Source organism: Fusibacter paucivorans, assembly GCF_018390735.1.
GTDB lineage: Bacteria > Bacillota > Clostridia > Peptostreptococcales > Acidaminobacteraceae > Fusibacter > Fusibacter paucivorans.
This window is the reverse complement of record NZ_JAHBCL010000010.1, coordinates 122982-139041: the sequence shown is the minus strand read 5'-3', so window position 1 is coordinate 139041 and position 16060 is coordinate 122982. Positions and strand designations below refer to the sequence as shown.

General features: G+C 42.7%; 16 protein-coding genes. 11 read left to right on the top strand and 5 right to left on the bottom strand.

The window, feature by feature from the left end; translation table 11 throughout:
• The 6 genes from KHM83_RS07460 to KHM83_RS07435 all read left to right on the top strand — a co-directional run.
• Positions 1-116 (top strand): sodium ion-translocating decarboxylase subunit beta (locus KHM83_RS07460; RefSeq protein WP_213236375.1); only part of this gene is annotated, 116 nt, incomplete at its 5' end.
• 579 nt (positions 117-695) lie between these two features.
• Positions 696-1343, top strand: a complete 648-nt coding sequence (locus KHM83_RS07455; protein ID WP_213236367.1) for a CoA transferase subunit A — start codon at positions 696-698, stop codon at positions 1341-1343.
• 11 nt (positions 1344-1354) lie between these two features.
• Complete coding sequence (locus KHM83_RS07450; RefSeq protein WP_213236366.1) at positions 1355-2002, top strand: 3-oxoacid CoA-transferase subunit B; 648 nt, start codon at positions 1355-1357, stop codon at positions 2000-2002.
• Between the two features lie 221 nt (positions 2003-2223).
• Positions 2224-3579, top strand: a complete 1356-nt coding sequence (locus tag KHM83_RS07445; RefSeq protein ID WP_213236365.1) for a short-chain fatty acid transporter — start codon at positions 2224-2226, stop codon at positions 3577-3579.
• 163 nt (positions 3580-3742) lie between these two features.
• Positions 3743-5152, top strand: a complete 1410-nt coding sequence (locus tag KHM83_RS07440) for a sigma-54 interaction domain-containing protein (protein WP_343213126.1) — start codon at positions 3743-3745, stop codon at positions 5150-5152.
• A 185-nt stretch (positions 5153-5337) separates the two neighbouring features.
• A complete protein-coding gene (locus tag KHM83_RS07435) occupies positions 5338-6252 on the top strand; it encodes a ketopantoate reductase family protein (protein ID WP_213236364.1) in 915 nt (304 codons plus the stop codon).
• A 168-nt stretch (positions 6253-6420) separates the two neighbouring features.
• Here the strand turns inward: KHM83_RS07435 and KHM83_RS07430 are convergent, their stop codons facing one another.
• From KHM83_RS07430 to KHM83_RS07410, 5 genes are read right to left on the bottom strand one after another with little or no spacing between them, the layout of a single operon-like run.
• Positions 6421-7152 carry an ABC transporter permease gene (locus KHM83_RS07430; protein WP_213236363.1) on the bottom strand — a complete coding sequence of 244 codons (732 nt, stop codon included), beginning with the start codon at positions 7150-7152 and terminating at the stop codon, positions 6421-6423.
• A complete protein-coding gene (locus KHM83_RS07425) occupies positions 7149-7880 on the bottom strand; it encodes an ABC transporter ATP-binding protein (protein WP_213236362.1) in 732 nt (243 codons plus the stop codon). Before KHM83_RS07425 ends, KHM83_RS07430 begins: the two co-directional genes overlap by 4 nt.
• Positions 7880-8461: a UbiX family flavin prenyltransferase gene (locus tag KHM83_RS07420; protein WP_213236361.1), complete on the bottom strand. Its 582-nt coding sequence runs from the start codon at positions 8459-8461 to the stop codon at positions 7880-7882. Before KHM83_RS07420 ends, KHM83_RS07425 begins: the two co-directional genes overlap by 1 nt.
• A gap of 56 nt (positions 8462-8517) precedes the next feature.
• Complete coding sequence (locus KHM83_RS07415; protein WP_213236360.1) at positions 8518-9390, bottom strand: UbiA-like polyprenyltransferase; 873 nt, start codon at positions 9388-9390, stop codon at positions 8518-8520.
• A complete protein-coding gene (locus tag KHM83_RS07410) occupies positions 9380-11122 on the bottom strand; it encodes a menaquinone biosynthesis decarboxylase (RefSeq protein WP_213236359.1) in 1743 nt (580 codons plus the stop codon). The genes KHM83_RS07415 and KHM83_RS07410 overlap by 11 nt, the downstream gene beginning before the upstream one ends.
• Positions 11123-11246: 124 nt before the next feature.
• Between KHM83_RS07410 and KHM83_RS07405 the strand changes: the two genes are divergently transcribed.
• From KHM83_RS07405 to KHM83_RS07385, 5 genes are all read left to right on the top strand, one after another.
• A complete protein-coding gene (locus tag KHM83_RS07405; protein WP_213236358.1) occupies positions 11247-12209 on the top strand; it encodes an ABC transporter substrate-binding protein in 963 nt (320 codons plus the stop codon).
• A gap of 57 nt (positions 12210-12266) precedes the next feature.
• The gene (locus KHM83_RS07400; protein ID WP_213236357.1) at positions 12267-12992 is read left to right on the top strand and encodes a class I SAM-dependent methyltransferase; all 726 of its coding nucleotides are present in this window, start codon (positions 12267-12269) and stop codon (positions 12990-12992) included.
• A 215-nt stretch (positions 12993-13207) separates the two neighbouring features.
• Positions 13208-14164 carry a cation diffusion facilitator family transporter gene (locus KHM83_RS07395; protein ID WP_213236356.1) on the top strand — a complete coding sequence of 319 codons (957 nt, stop codon included), beginning with the start codon at positions 13208-13210 and terminating at the stop codon, positions 14162-14164.
• A gap of 119 nt (positions 14165-14283) precedes the next feature.
• Entirely contained in the window at positions 14284-14880 is a 597-nt protein-coding gene (locus tag KHM83_RS07390; protein WP_213236355.1) for a superoxide dismutase, read from the top strand.
• Positions 14881-15288: 408 nt separating this feature from the next.
• Positions 15289-16041, top strand: a complete 753-nt coding sequence (locus KHM83_RS07385; protein WP_213236354.1) for an exodeoxyribonuclease III — start codon at positions 15289-15291, stop codon at positions 16039-16041.
• Positions 16042-16060: the final 19 nt, after the last annotated feature.

Genomic DNA, 16060 nt, shown 5'->3' with positions numbered 1-16060 from the left:
AGAAAGAAAATCCAAGCAACTTCCTGCTCATGCATGCCATGGGTCCGAATGTGGCAGGTGTTATTGGCTCGGCGGTATCCGCTGGGGTCATGCTGTCATTATTCTCAGGATTTTAAGAAAAAGCTTATTTCGTTTATTGTTATTAGCCTCGAGAGATCCTCGGCAATTTTGCCGAGGATCTCTTTTTGGATAGCAAGGTAGGGTGGCCAAGCTGGGATTATATTGTCGCCAAGGACACTTTTGCAAGCGTTTTATTTTAAAATTCCTTAAAGTGTTTTGAGATAAAAAGTTAGGGTAAGTGTACACGGAAGGCTTCAGAATGTATGGGAATTAATAAAAGTGTAAATAGAAATTTACGATAATCGAACGCTGTGCGTATCTGAACGGGTACACACACGGGATTGTTAAAAGAAAATCAAACGAAATGTCTTCTTTTGGCTACAAAAAAATGAGTTGTTACTATCAGATACAGCAATCGGCAGATAGATTGAAAAATGATTTTGTTAAAAAATAGTCATTTTCCAACGGTTACACGATTATTAAAATAAATTCTTTTCTATTGGCATGATAATTGCTAATTATTTAAGTGTACCATTTAAGCTGTATCAGAGAAAGAAAGCAGTTTAAAACGTTTGAGAGGGCGCCTGAATAGGCGTAGGGTATTTGCGGGATACTGCGTAACAGGAGGTATTATAATGAACAAGCAAATTACGATCGAGGAAGCAGTTTCTCAAGTCAAAGATGGAATGACAATCATGATCGGAGGTTTTTTAGCATGCGGGGGCCCAAATAAGATCATTGATGCACTCGTGGCTAAAAATGTTCGCGATTTGACCATTATCGCGAATGATACGAGTTTTGTAGACAAAGGAATCGGCAAACTCGTCGTCAATGGTCAAGTTAAAAAAGCAATTGTTACACACATTGGAACCAATAAGGTTTCAGGCCAGCTTATGAACGAAGGTAAAATGGAAGTCGTGCTGACACCGCAGGGCACACTCGCTGAGCAAATTCGCTCAGGCGGTTCTGGCTTAGGTGGCGTATTGACGCCAATCGGCGTGGGAACACCAATTGCAGAAGGCAAAGATCATCTCATTATTGATGGTAAGACCTATCTGCTCGAAAAGGCGCTGAAAGCAGATATCGCATTAATCTACGGTTCAAAAGTGGATGAAAAGGGCAATGTTTTTTACAATGAAGCAACTCGCAATTTCAATCCTATGATGGCAATGGCTGCATCAACGGTAATCGTAGAAGCAGAAGAAGTTGTTAAAACTGGTGAGCTCGATCCGCATCTTGTGATGACGCCAGGATTATTTGTCAACTATATTGTGAAAGCATAGGAGGTATAGCGATGGATGTTAAAGAATTAATTGCCAAAAGAGTAGCAAAAGAATTTAAAGACGGCGATGTGGTAAACCTTGGAATTGGGTTGCCAACTTTAGTGGCCAACTATGTACCAGATGATGTTGAAATCGTTTTACACTCTGAAAATGGCTTCACAGGCATTGGACCGGCGCAATCAGGCGAAGAAATGGATCCTGATCTCGTAAATGCTGGCGGATTACCTGTTACCATTATGCCTGGCGGATCATTTTTCGACAGTGCGATGTCATTTGCCATCATCAGAGGCGGACATCTTGATGCGACCGTATTAGGCGCATTGCAAGTAGACGAAGAAGGCAATCTGGCAAACTGGATGATCCCTGGCAAACTCGTTCCAGGAATGGGCGGTGCAATGGATCTCGTCGGCGGTGCAAAACAAGTAATTGTAGCAATGCAGCACACGCAAAAAGGCACACCGAAAATTCTTAAGAAATGCGACTTACCTTTAACGGGGGCGAAAAAGGTAAGTAAAATCATCACTGAAATGGGTGTCATGGAAGTGACTGAAGAAGGTTTATTGCTCGTAGAGTACAATCCTGAATATGCATTAGATGAAATAAAGGCAGCAACAGAAGCCAATTTGTTGATTTCAGACAACCTGAAGCCAATGGTCTAGTCAAAGCTATTCAAAGGAAAGGCTTTGGAAGTGCGACTATGATTAGAATTGCTGAATTGCCAAGCCAATGAAGGGCGCCGGCATTCATTGCGCTATACAATTGTGTATGCACTTGGATGCCGGCACCTGAAATGATGCATGGCAATCTGCAGTATCTCAAAGTGTTGCTTAAGGTGCTGATTTCATAGATGTGTCATCATTATATTATTAGGAGGGATTCTATGTTTAAAAAGTTTACACGTGGTTGTGTCAAACTTGTACAAAACTATTTGCCGGATCCATTTTTATTCTGTGTTATTTTAACACTCATCGTATTTGTTGCCGGCATGATTTCAACTTCACAATCGCCAATGGCGATGATCGGCCACTGGGCAGGCGGATTTTGGAGTTTATTAGCATTCTCAATGCAAATGGCACTGGTACTTGTAACCGGTCATACACTGGCGAGTACAAAAGTTGTTAAAAATTTTTTGCAAGCACTTGCAAAACCATGTAAGACACCGCTTCAAGCGATTCTCGCCGTTACATTTGTTTCGACAATTGCATGTTGGATCAACTGGGGATTTGGTCTTGTCGTCGGCGCACTCTATGCAAAAGAACTTGCACGCGTGGTTAAAGGCGTGGATTATCGACTGCTGATAGCATCGGCATATTCTGGTTTCGTCGTATGGCACTCCGGGATCTCAGGTTCTATTCCACTTAAAGTTGCAACGGCGGGTGCTGAATTAGCAAAAGCGACAAATGATGCCGTTATTGATCCAATCAGTACTTCGCAGACGATATTTTCACCATTCAATCTAATTATATTCGGAATTATTCTCATTACGATGCCATTCCTCAATCGGTTTATGCACCCTAGTGAGGATGAGGTGATCGTTGTTGATCCTAAATTGCTGGAAGATGATAATGAAACAGTAGAAACGATTAAACATGGTAATACATTTGCAGATAAAATGGAAAACAGCATGGTACTCTCAATGTTGATTGGTGCTATGGGTCTCGTCTACATCATTTATTATTTTGCGACAAAAGGATTTGAACTGAACCTCAACATCGTTAACTTCTTATTCTTGTTCCTCGGTATTCTTCTGCACAAGACGCCAAGACGATTCTTGGATGCCATTTCTGCAGCTGCTAAGGGCACAGCCGGCATTATTCTTCAATTTCCATTTTATGCTGGGATCATGGGGATGATGACAGGTGTCAGTGCAGCGACTGGCGCATCGTTAGCAGGCGAAATTTCTCAATTCTTTGTTGCGATTTCAACACAAACAACTTATCCGCTATTTACATTCTTAAGTGCGGGCGTTGTCAACTTCTTCGTACCTTCAGGCGGCGGTCAATGGGCTGTTCAAGCGCCAATTATGATGCCTGCCAGTGTTGAATTAGGTGTTAGCACCGCTAAGACGGCAATGGCCATTGCATGGGGGGATGCGTGGACAAATATGATCCAGCCATTCTGGGCACTGCCGGCACTCGGCATTGCGAATCTCGGTGCGCGTGATATCATGGGTTTCTGTGTCATTGACTTGTTGTACACAGGTGTCATTATCGCCTTGGGCTTAATGTTCCTATGATGTGATTGATTTTGTATGTTAATGCATCATGCATTTGTATGTTCATACAATGATGAAAGCCTGCCATATCGGCAGGCTTTCTGTTCATGCATTAACATTTTACTGTCAATGTATTTGATTTTTGATACAATATAAAAAACATCGAACAGAACAGGAGTAAGATGTGGAGAAGACGTATGCGCAATTAAAATGGGAAATGGAAATCATTGACGAATTTATTGAAAAAGCTTATGAAGGATTGATTATCGTCGACAAAGATGGTTTCATTATCAAATTTAAATATGAAAAATTTTTAGACGTGAAAGAAGAAGAGGTCATGGGAAAGCACGTCACCGAAGTAATTGAAAATACGCGTCTGCACATCGTTTTGAAAACCGGGCATCCTGAAATAGGCGATGTACAGACGATTAAAGGTCACAATGTCATAACATCGAGGATTCCCATTCTCAGAGATGGCGTCGTCGTTGGCGCCGTTGGCACAATACTCTTTAAAGACGTTTCGGAAGTTAAACACATGGTAGAGCACCTTGATCAAATGAAGGTGCATATTAAGAAATACAAACAGGATTTGCCGCGGCTGAATCAAGCAAAATACTCTTTTGAACAAATTTTAACCAATGATCCACAGATGTTAATGATGATTGGTATTGCCAAGAGAGCGGCGGAGACGAACTCCAGTGTCTATATTGAAGGGAGAAGCGGTACGGGGAAAGAGTATTTTTCCCATGCGATTCATGAAGCCAGCTACAGACGCTATGGCCCTTTTGTAAAGATTAATTGTGCGGGGATTCCAAAAGACTTGTTTGAATCAGAGCTCTTTGGTTATGAACCGGGTGCATTTACCGGCGCATCCAGTCATGGTAAAATTGGCAAATTCGAACTGGCAAACGGCGGCACGATCTTTTTGGATGAATTGAGTTCAATGCCTTATGAAATGCAGGCAAAACTCTTAAGGGTTATTGAAGAACGGGAATTGGAAAGAATTGGCGGCAATGAACGCATTCCGCTGGATATTCGTTTTATATCCGCCAGTAATGAAAATTTGCGTGAAATGGTTGAAAATGGCCGTTTTCGAAGTGACCTCTACTATCGATTAAATGTGGTGACGATATCGCTGCCGCCGCTGGCAGAACGCAAAAGGGATGTGTCGATGCTAGCCGGCCACTTTCTTAAACTTTTTGCAGTTGATTACCCGAATTGTCCGACGCAGTTTTCGCGTGAAGCACTGCACTGTCTTGAGCAATATCAATGGCCGGGCAATATTCGCGAGCTTCGCAATGTCATTGAAAGTGCGGTGAGTTTAACCAATGCGAAAACGATTATTGCATCGAGTCTGCCGGACTATATCTCCAAATTTCGACAAAATTTGCATCAAAACAGTGAATTCAATCCGCTCTCATTGCCGCTAGAAGGTGATTTGAAACATATGATGCAGGATGTTGAACGGCAGATTATTCTAGATGCACTGGATAAATGCCACGGCAATCGAACCGAAGCTGCGGTAATGCTGGGCATTCACCGAACGGCACTCTATAAAAAGATGAACAAGTTAGGGATCGATGATGATGTGTAGTACAAGAACTCAGGATTGCATGGTTAATAATTGTGCAAACGCTGAGTTTTTGCTTTTAAAGCAGGTATCAATTGACCCGATATCGTTTATTCAGTATAATATTCACTATAATCCTTAATAGTGGTTTGATAATAGTGGATGTCGTTCTGATATTCGGTAGTTTAAAATAGAAAGAGGTGGTTACCATGAAAACTGTAGGTTACATAGGATTTGGCGCCATTGGTGCGACAATTGGCGCGCGTATGATTGAAAAGGGTATCCCAATAAAAGTCATTGTCGATTCCTCAAGAAGGCAACGTTATGAAACAGCAGGTGTTGTCGTCAATCAGAAAACGTATCATTTTGATGTGTTGACGCCTGATGTTGTACATGCGCCACTCGATGTGATTTTGGTATCGGTAAAGTATAATCAGCTGTCAGAGGCTGCGGCAATTATTAAACCCTTTGTCGACGCCAATACGACAATTGTTTCACTTTTAAACGGCATTGATTCGGAAGAAATATTGTCGAAAACATATGATCGCGCCCAAATTATTCATGCCTTTGTCGTTGCGATCGATGCTTTGAGGATAGGAAATGAAATCAACTATACCAATAACGGCAAAATTATTTTTGGTGCAGGTTACCCAGAAGCGGCAGCGCGGCTTGAGACGGTTTCAGCGGTCTTGGAGGCAGGCGCAATTGATTATGAAATTAAATCGGAAATTATAAAGGAGCTCTGGTGGAAGTTTTTGGTAAATGTCGGGATCAATCAGGTCTCTGCCGTGCTCAGAGGTCCCTATGGCCTATTTCAAACGAATCCACAGGCACAAGCGCTTATGCATCAAACCATGCAGGAAGTGATTGATGTCGCAGCAGCTGCTGGTGTGCAGCTTGGAGATGAAGCGATCCCAACTTTTATGACAATACTTGATACGCTGGGTAAACATAATAAGACATCTATGCTTCAGGACGTCGATGCAAAGCGAATAACAGAAGTTGATATGCTTGCAGGTAAAATGATTGATCTTGGAAAGACATATAACATTCCTGTGCCGATGAATGAAGTGCTTTATAAAATGATTAAAGCGATTGAAGCAAATTATGACAATCTAGCATAAGGATTTTATTGTCGGATACGGCGTGTTTGGATAAGAGACATTCATAAAAATAAATCGGTATGATTAAGTAAAAAGCCGCCATAGACGGGGATTAACCCGTCCATGGCGGCCTTTTTATTTGTAATGAAATGATGAAATATGAGGTCTTTTGTATGTTGAGGATTTTTGCTATAAAACCCGCCATCGACAAAAGTGCTTTTCGGACAAGTCGATCAGTAAAAAGATAAAAGAGCCCATAAAACTGATGACAATAATGCCGGCAAACATGGCGCAATAGTCAAGTTTTAGCCAGCTGTCCATGATGAAATAGCCGATGCCGTATTGTGTCGCAAAATTTTCAGCAAAAAAGAGGACAGAAATGCTCGTGCCGACACTGACGCGTAAGGCAGTAAACAGCTGAGGCAGGAGCGCAGGCAAAATGACATGCTGATACAGCTGCATTGTACTGGGACGAAACGGCTTTACAGTTAAAAAGTATCCTTCGGGGATATTTTTGACGCCATCTCGAACGGCAATGGCAATTTGAAAAAATAGTATAAGACTCACCAGTAAAATTTTTGACATATTGCCGAGTCCAAAAAAGAGCATGAGCAATGGTAAAAAAGCGATTTTAGGCACGGGATAAAGTGCATAGAGCAACGGTGTGACAGCAGCATCTGCTTTTGCGGATCTCGCCGATAGAATGCCAATGGCTGTTCCGGTGACCATTGTCGCAAAAATAGCGATACAAATCCGAAAGAAACTCATTGAAAGATGCTGGAGTAAACGTGCCCAGTGTACTGTCAAGTATAAGATGACATTGACAGGTGAAGGAATGATACCGCGCCGATCAAGGAATGCAAAAGCCAGCCATAAAAGAAAGATGGCAATACTACTGTAGAGTACTTGTTTTCTTTTCATAAATGTACCGCCTTCATGCGTTTGCGAAGCTCGTAGCACATGGTGTAAAAGTCAGCTGTCGATCTTGCGTTTGGCAGTGCAAACGATGGATTTTCTACTACCTCGGAGAGCGTGCCGTCTGCGGAGAGGATAATAATAGATTCCCCTAGAAAAGCAGCCTCTTCAATACTGTGTGTTACGATGACGACAGACTTTGGCGATTGCAGATAGAGATTTTTAACCTCATCTTGAAGCGTCTCACGCGTAATGGCATCCAGTGCTGAAAAGGGCTCGTCCATCAGTAATAACTTCGGCGACGTCAGCCATGCGCGTGCCAGTGCGACCCGTTGCTTCTGGCCGCCGCTCAGTGTCATGGGATAAGTCTTTTCGTAATCATCCAGCTTGAACCATTTAAGAAGAGATCGAGCGGCCTGCTCGTCCTGTTCAGAGATGCTGTTTTTCAGTACCATTGGGAGCATGACATTTTCCAGAACGGTCTTCCAAGGCAGGAGACCGAAATCTTGCAGAACGATATGCGTGGCGTCTATTACCTCGTTGCGTAGTGTGCCGCTGGCCTTTGCAGCGTTGGGAAGCAGTCCTGACAACGCATAGAGCATCGTCGTCTTGCCGCAGCCCGACGGTCCGATGACGGCGTAAATTTTTTCAGGAGACAATGTTAGCGAATCAATCGCCAAAACGATTTTGGCCGCATACTGAATTTTAAAATGATCAAAGCATATTAAAGCCATTACTTAGCTCCTTGCCACGTTTGATGGTAGTCATTTGAAATGCCGATCTTTTCCATAATGCGGCCGACAGTAAGCCACGTAATATCCGATAGCGTTGTTGGATGCTGATAATAAGCAGGCATTGGCGGCATTATTGTAACGCCTGCATCGCTGAGCGTGAGCATATTCCTTAAATGGATAGCTGACAATGGTGTTTCTCTTGGAATGACAATGAGCTGGAGTTTCTCCTTTATACAGACATCTGCCGCTCTCAGTAGAAGGCTGTCAGCATAGCCATGCGCTATTTTAGCGAGAGACCCCATACTGCATGGGATGATGACCATGGCGTCAAAACCATAGGAACCACTGGCGATTGGTGCAAAGAGATTGTCGTTATCGTGTTTGATAATCGTGCTGTTTGTCTCACCTAATGATTTAAGATAGTTATCAAAAGACAGGCCCGTCTCATATTCAAAGACGCGCTCACCATTGCCGGTAAGGACGCAGTGACATGCCACTGGATATTCAGATAAGCCTGTGATAAGATACTGTGCTAAAATGCTGCCGCTGGCACCGGTGATTCCAATAATGATCTTTTTCAAGTATAAGCCTCCTTTGATGAGCGAAATATGCTCCACAAGACATGATGATTAAAATTCTAAAGAATAAAGATGTCGAGTGTCACTGAAATAAATAGGATCACCGAAATGATCTGATTGAGATGGTAGGATGCAAAATTCATTTTTTGACGATGAGCCGGATCGACACTGAGGTGTTCGACGATCAGCAGAATGCCGCTGCATAAAACGCCGAAGCGCGTTGGCATTGAAAGCAACGGCGATTGAAATGTCAGTAGTAAAAGAAGTAACCACATTATGAAATGACTTATGCGTGCGATGGACAGCGCACCTTTTAAGCCAAACCGTGCAGGAATGGAATAAAGTCCTTGTGCTCTGTCAAAATCAATGTCCTGTGTGCCGTAGAGAATATCAAAACCAGAAATCCAAAGTGTTACCACTGCTGCGAGAATTAGCGGCGTCAGTGCAAAATGACCTGTAACGGCAAGCCAAGCACCCACTGGTGCACCGGCACAAGTAATGCCGAGAATTTGATGACACAGCCAAGTGAAACGCTTTGTGTATGAATAGAGTGTAAAAAGCAGCAATGCCACTGGTGAAAGATAAAGGCAAATAGGGTTGAGTTTTGCTGCGGCAAAGACAAAGATAACATAGGCGATAACGGTAAGGAGCAGTGCTTCTCTTGGTTTAACGCTTCCAGACGGAATATGGCGATCGGCAGTCCTCGGATTAAGTGCATCAAAGCGTGCATCGACGTATCGATTTAGTGCATTGGCACCATTGCGTCCGGCAAAGAGCGCTACGAGTATCCACAAAAGTGTTTTGGCGTTTGGCAAGCCCTCTGCGGCTAAAAACATGGCAATCATGGCAAATGGCAGTGAAAAGAGTGTATGGGAGAACATGACGAGTTCGCCATAGCGGTGAAGTCGCTCAAGGACACCTTTATAGACCATAGGATTGCCACCTTTCCGTTACTTTAGCAATGATGTCGTCCGACATGACGATATCATCCGGCCAAGGTCTTTCAAGACCGTCGGCCGGGCCTTTTTTAGTGGCATCAATACCAATAAAAAGGCTGCCATCTGTCCGGGTATGGAGACTAATATCTCGTGCAGGATCGATATTGTTGAAGATCTTCCAAGCGACAGTGGAAAGGCTGCCCGTATCAATCCATGGATCGACGAGGACGAGTGCGTGATGATTTGCCTGCTGCTGCATGAAATACGCCTTTGTAGTCAGCCCTTCTGTTTTATCAAAAGCTTGAATGGCGAGTTCACCTCTGCCAATGGATTCGATAGCCTTTTCGATGGTAGCGTTCGAAAGCGGTTTGCCAGAATCTTCAGACGACAGTTTGCGCGTTGCGTCAATGCCAAGTCTGAAACCTTGAAGGGGGCGATTTGACGCATGATCCAAAGCGTCGAGCGGGCCTTCTGACAAAATATAGTGTGACGGTGCTGTTGCATTTGACAGTAATGTTTTTACAACGTTTGCGTAATCGTGAAGGGCGACATCTTCATCGACAATAATAATCATCTTTGTATACATCATCTGACCAAGTCCCCATAATGCGCTGAGAATTTTATTGCCGTGAAGCGGAAACGCTTTTTTAATAGCAACGATAGCACAGTTGTGAAAGACGCCTTCCAGCGGAAAATCCATATCGACGATTTCAGGACATTGCAGTTTTAAAAGGGGCAGAAAGATACGCTCAGTTGCCTTGCCGAGATAGCAGTCTTCCATTGGCGGTTTACCAACGATAGTCGTCGGATAGATGGGATGTCGCTTGCGGGTTAGCTTTTCCAGATGAAAAACGGGATAATCATCCTCGAGTGAATAATAACCGGTGTGATCCCCAAACGGTCCTTCGCGGCGCTTTTCATTGAGATCGACATAACCTTCTAATATAAATTCAGCATCCGCTGGAACGAGGATATCGTTCGTGATGGATTTAACCATTTTGACAGGACGATTTTTTAAAAAACCTGCAAAAATCATTTCGTCAATCATCTTTGGCAGAGGGGCGGTTGCCGAATAGATAACAGTTGGATCACAGCCAATGGCCACGGAGACGGGCATACGTCTGCCGATTTTTCGATATTTTTCATAGATTTCTCTGCCGTCTTTATGCAGGTGCCAGTGCATGCCGGTCGTCTGAGCATCGTATACTTGGAGACGGTACATGCCCACGTTTTGCTGACCGGTTTCGGGGTCTTTGGTGAAGACCAGCGGCAGTGTGATGTATTTACCGCCATCTTGGGGCCAACACTTGATAATGGGCAGTGTGTTTAAGTCTGGGGCTTCTATGACTTCTTGACAGGCACCGCGGCGAACACGTCTTGGGAAGATAAAGGGAAGTGGTGCCAATGCTGGGATTGCCTTAATTTTACCAAGCAAGGTGCTGTATGATTTTATATCCAGATAACGGGCAATACGATTGGCGATGTCATCCAGCTGCACAACGCCGAGCCCAAGTGCTAAACGCTCATAGGTCCCCATCGCATTGATGATGAGCGGATAAGGGGAGCCTTTCACGTGTTTGAACATTAAAGCAGGACCGCTTTGTTTCGAGATACGGTCCGTTATTTCAGTAATTTCCAGTTCGGGGTCGACTTCGCTCTCTATGGTCTTGAGCCAACCGTGGTGTTCCAAAGCCCTTATATATGATGTTAAGTCTCTATAGGTCATTATTTCCTCCAATTTATATTCATTGTAATAATTTTGAAAGTTGATGTCAACGATGGTAATTGGCGTAGACCGTGTCAGTGATCTGTGATAAAATGATGATTGCTAATACAATTTTGGAGGCGTTATGAAAGCATTTAAATATATACTGATTGGCCTATTGACAATACTTGTGATTACAGGCTGCTCAACTGATAATACAAGTGATCAGAGCGATCATGATGCAATGATGGATAGAAAGCTTAAAATCGGCGTTATGTCTGATGTGGGCGCAGTTCCGTTTTTAATTGCTTCAGAGAATGGTTTTTTCGAAGAAGCCGGCATTGATGTTGAAATTGTTGCTTTTAAAAGTGCCATTGATCGTGATGCAGCGCTTCAAACGGGCAATTTAGATGGGACAATGGCGGATATGTTGTCCATTATATTTTATAATGATGCAGATTTACCTGTGAAAATGGTGGCACAGACAGACGGTGATTATTATATGATAACCTCACCAGATTTAACGGTGGCATCGTTTAATCAATTAACATCGGCGAGTGTGGGGATTTCTTCAAATACAGTTATTGATTTTTCAACAGATTATATCGCCAAGCAGCAGGGGATTAGTCAAAGGATACAGAGCGTTGCAATACCGCAGATGCCAGTAAGGCTCGAAATGCTCAAAGCGGGCAAACTAAAAGCCGCAACACTGCCGGAACCGCTGGCAAGTACGGCGATGCTGGATGGTGGTGAAGTGATTGGCTCGATGGCGACTTATGGTTTATCGCCCGGTATTTTGGTTTTCAGCGATGCACTGGCATCAGATGAAGCTGTTTCGAGAGCTATTTTTCAAGCCTATAACAATGCAGCAGCGTGGCTTAACGAAAATGGCTCAGACGATATTTACGACCAACTGGCTGAAGTACTTGGCTTTAGCGAAGCACTGAGAGACGCTGAAGTGCTGCCGGCATACAGCGCGATCGGCGCACCTGATTCGACAACCTTTGAAATTACCTCTGACTGGATGTATGAACGCGGCCTTACAGAACAAAAGTATGATTTTGATTCAATTTCATTCACGAAGTATTTGCCGAATACAGATTTTTAACATATAATGTTTGTTAAGGAATAGTCATGGCGAACAGGCGTGACGCAGGAGTTAAACATGAAATTTTATGAAGCAATTGCAGCTTATTACGACGATATTTTTCCATTAGGCGTCAAACAGCTTTGTGTCATGACGAGTGTAGCAGGTGAACCACCTGCGAAAGTGCTTGACTTGGCTTGTGGAACTGGCAGTTACAGTCTCGCTTTAGCAGAGAAGGGGTATCAAGTAACCGCTTCTGACGTAGATGATTCAATGATCCAAAAATTGAGTACAAAGAATCAGCTGCTTGATTTTCCAGTGGAAATAAAACAATTCAATATGAGAGATGTTGCAGAAAGTGTTGACGAGCGCTACGATGCCATTATTAATATAGGCAATTCCATTGTACATCTCGGCAGTTTTGAAGAGGTTCAAAAGTGTATTAAGGGAATGAAACAAGTTTTGAAACCCGGCGGCAGAGTCTTAATTCAAATTGTCAATTACGATCGCGTGATTTATCACTTCGTGTCAAAATTACCGACAATTGTCAACAAGCGTGTAGGGCTCACTTTTAAACGGCATTATACACATGATTTTGAAAATCATCGGATTTTATTTAATGGTATTCTGGAAGTTGGGGACTATCACAGCAATCAGTTGACGACGCTATTGCCGATGAAATGCGAGAATTTAGTGGATATGCTGAAACTTGCGGGTTTCAAAGATATTGCTATTTACGGTGGATTTGATTTATCGCCGTTTAAAGCACTGGAATCCATGTCACTCGTCGTTATTGCGAAATAGCATGTGCCCGTGTTGCGGCATTAATTGACATAAGGTATCATGATAAATCGCATGATCTGGGACAGCATTGATGGAAAACACCTATGGACCGAATGGCCATGGGGTTTTTTTATACATTTGATTGTATGAAGACATACGTGTTTAATGAAACTTGTGACAAAGAACAGCGATGATCCGTGTGCTGTTTGACGATTATTTAAGAATGGGGCATTTGAATGAAAAAAGAATTATTGAGAAGCAGAGCGGCAAAAAAAATTACGCTTTTGGGTTTTTGGGCCAATGGCGGTTTGACTTTCTTTAAGTTAGTTGCAGGCTATGCAGGTCACAGTCAGGCAATGCTTGCAGATGGGATCCACTCTCTTTCTGATTTTTTGACCGATATCGTCGTACTCATTGGTTTTAAGATTACGGAGAAACCTGAAGATGACGACCATACATACGGACATGGGAAATATGAAACACTTGCGACGATTATCATTAGTATTATGCTGGCAGTCGTTGGCTACAATATTTTTAAAGCAGGGGTTGTCAATATTTACGGCAGTTTTCACGGAGAAGTCATCCCACCTCCTGAACCTATTGCACTACTAGCGGCAGCTGTCTCTATTGTTGTTAAGGAATATTTGTATAGACGAACTTCAAAAGTTGCAAACCAGATTAACAGTGCTGCCGTCAAAGCGAATGCATGGCATCATCGTTCTGATGCTTTTTCATCTATGGGAACGTCTATAGGCATCGGCGGCGCTATGCTTTTGGGACATCAGTGGACAATTCTTGACCCCATTGCATCTGTGATTGTGTCGGTCTTTATTTTAAAAGTGGCGTTTGAAATTTTTATGCCTGCACTTAATGAACTGATGGAATCGGCACTTCCACAGGAAAAAATGAATCAAATACGTAATATTCTGGAGGACACTCCTGCTGTTATTACCTATCATGAAATTCGCGCTAGAAAGCTCGGCAACCGCGTTGCCATTGAATTTCACATTATGGTAGAAGAAAATATGAAAATTACACAAGCGCATGATATTGCAACACATATCGAGGAAGCGCTCTTTGAGAAATTTGGCCAGGACAGCATTATTACCATTCACTTGGAGCCATATATTCACGAAGAGTATTTATACTACCTTGAAAAAGAAAAAGAAAAAAATGCAAAAAAAGTTAATTGAAAATGATTATCAATTAAAAAATGGGATATATACTTCATAACGAGCTAAAGTGATTGATTGCTGAAAGCATTTGGCTTCAATCACAGACAATAAAGTAAACTGACTTAAGGAGGCAACTTATGAAATTTGTATTACCAACACTGAATTATGCGTATGACGCATTGGAACCACATATAGATGCTAAGACTATGGAAGTGCATCATTCGAAGCACCATGCGGGCTATACGAATAATTTGAATGCTGCACTTGAAGCCTATTCGGAATTGCAGAATAAAACCATTGAAGAACTGCTGCAAGGACTCGATAAGCTCCCAGAGGCTATTCGGGGCACTGTCCGTAATAATGGCGGCGGTTATTATAATCATAAACTCTTTTGGGAGATTATCTCACCGTCAGGCGGTGGGGCACCAAAAGGTGCCCTGCTGGAATCGATTAACCGCGATTTTGGCAGCTTTGATCGCTTTAAAGAAACCTTTAAATCAGCGGCACTCAAACAGTTTGGCAGTGGATGGGCTTGGCTGATTGTCAGTGACGGCAAATTAGAAGTAGTCAGCACGCCGAATCAGGATTCCCCCGTTTCAGAAGGGAAGAAGATCCTTCTGGGGGTGGACGTTTGGGAGCATGCCTATTATTTGAAATACCAAAACCGGAGAGCAGAATATTTGGACGCCTTCTTTGAAGTTGTCGATTGGGATAAGGTTGCTTTAAATTTCTAGCATGCAATGAAAATCAGTAATCAAAAGTCAACATGGTAAAGAACTAAGAAAATGATGCAATTTCTCAACTGTAAAGTGTGAAGATACGAGGGGAGCGACAAAAGTTGTTTATTAAGATAATAAATGGCCGAATGTCGCTCCCTTTTGTACATGAAAAGTGTGATGGGTGACAGTGTGAGCGTATTTTTTGCAAATTTAGCACGACTTTCGTATTATTGTGTTATAATTTAACTAGTTATGGACAGGTGCAGAAATGTAAACTAAACGATACAAATGTATCGTTTGTTTGGCAATTACGGCACTTATTAATGCTGATAAAGGATTGAATGCATTCAATATTATGCTGTTTTGCCGAGTGGATAATTTTGATAAATGATAACTGTAAATAAATTGTTACAAGGAGGCGCGATGAAGTTTATTTCATGGAATGTCAACGGCATCCGGGCTTGTGTTAAAAAGGGTTTTTTAGACTATTTCCAATCGGTGGATGCAGATTTTTTTTGTATTCAAGAGACAAAGATGCAGGAAGGGCAATTGACGTTAGAACTCGATGGCTATGAACAGTATTGGTATTCTGCGGAAAAAAAGGGGTATTCGGGAACAGCGATTTTTACAAAACATAAGCCGCTTTCAGTGTCACGAGGCATTGGTATTGAAGAGCATGATCACGAGGGACGTGTATTGACGCTTGCTTATGAAGCGTTTTATCTGGTGAATGTCTACACGCCGAACAGCAAGCGTGACTTGCTTCGCCTCGATTATCGCATGACGTGGGAAGAGGCTTTTCTGGCTTATTTAAAGAAGCTCGAAGAAACGAAACCTGTGATTGTCTGCGGCGATCTCAATGTTGCCCATCGTGAGATTGATCTTAAAAATCCGAAGACGAACCGCAGAAATGCAGGTTTTACAGATGAAGAACGCAACAAGATAAGTATTCTGCTCGAAAATGGCTTTGTCGATACTTTTCGGTACTTCTACCCTGATTTGGAGGGTGCTTATACATGGTGGTCCTATATGGGGAAAGCCAGAGCAAACAATACTGGTTGGCGTATTGACTACTTTATTGCTTCAGAAAGTCTTAAAGGCGCGCTTAATGAAGCGGCAATTCATGCAGACATTATGGGCAGCGACCACTGTCCGATTCTATTGGATGCTTTTTAATGAATCAGAAAATGATTTG

What these genes read in the sequence shown, in the direction of transcription:
- KHM83_RS07455 (WP_213236367.1), top strand. Translation starts at nt 696, where the DNA reads ATGAACAAGCAAATTACGATCGAGGAAGCAGTTTCTCAAGTCAAAGAT.
- KHM83_RS07450 (WP_213236366.1), top strand. Translation starts at nt 1,355, where the DNA reads ATGGATGTTAAAGAATTAATTGCCAAAAGAGTAGCAAAAGAATTTAAA.
- KHM83_RS07445 (WP_213236365.1), top strand. Translation starts at nt 2,224, where the DNA reads ATGTTTAAAAAGTTTACACGTGGTTGTGTCAAACTTGTACAAAACTAT.
- KHM83_RS07435 (WP_213236364.1), top strand. Translation starts at nt 5,338, where the DNA reads ATGAAAACTGTAGGTTACATAGGATTTGGCGCCATTGGTGCGACAATT.
- KHM83_RS07430 (WP_213236363.1), bottom strand. Translation starts at nt 7,152, where the DNA reads ATGAAAAGAAAACAAGTACTCTACAGTAGTATTGCCATCTTTCTTTTA.
- KHM83_RS07425 (WP_213236362.1), bottom strand. Translation starts at nt 7,880, where the DNA reads ATGGCTTTAATATGCTTTGATCATTTTAAAATTCAGTATGCGGCCAAA.
- KHM83_RS07415 (WP_213236360.1), bottom strand. Translation starts at nt 9,390, where the DNA reads ATGGTCTATAAAGGTGTCCTTGAGCGACTTCACCGCTATGGCGAACTC.
- KHM83_RS07410 (WP_213236359.1), bottom strand. Translation starts at nt 11,122, where the DNA reads ATGACCTATAGAGACTTAACATCATATATAAGGGCTTTGGAACACCAC.
- KHM83_RS07405 (WP_213236358.1), top strand. Translation starts at nt 11,247, where the DNA reads ATGAAAGCATTTAAATATATACTGATTGGCCTATTGACAATACTTGTG.
- KHM83_RS07400 (WP_213236357.1), top strand. Translation starts at nt 12,267, where the DNA reads ATGAAATTTTATGAAGCAATTGCAGCTTATTACGACGATATTTTTCCA.
- KHM83_RS07395 (WP_213236356.1), top strand. Translation starts at nt 13,208, where the DNA reads ATGAAAAAAGAATTATTGAGAAGCAGAGCGGCAAAAAAAATTACGCTT.
- KHM83_RS07390 (WP_213236355.1), top strand. Translation starts at nt 14,284, where the DNA reads ATGAAATTTGTATTACCAACACTGAATTATGCGTATGACGCATTGGAA.
- KHM83_RS07385 (WP_213236354.1), top strand. Translation starts at nt 15,289, where the DNA reads ATGAAGTTTATTTCATGGAATGTCAACGGCATCCGGGCTTGTGTTAAA.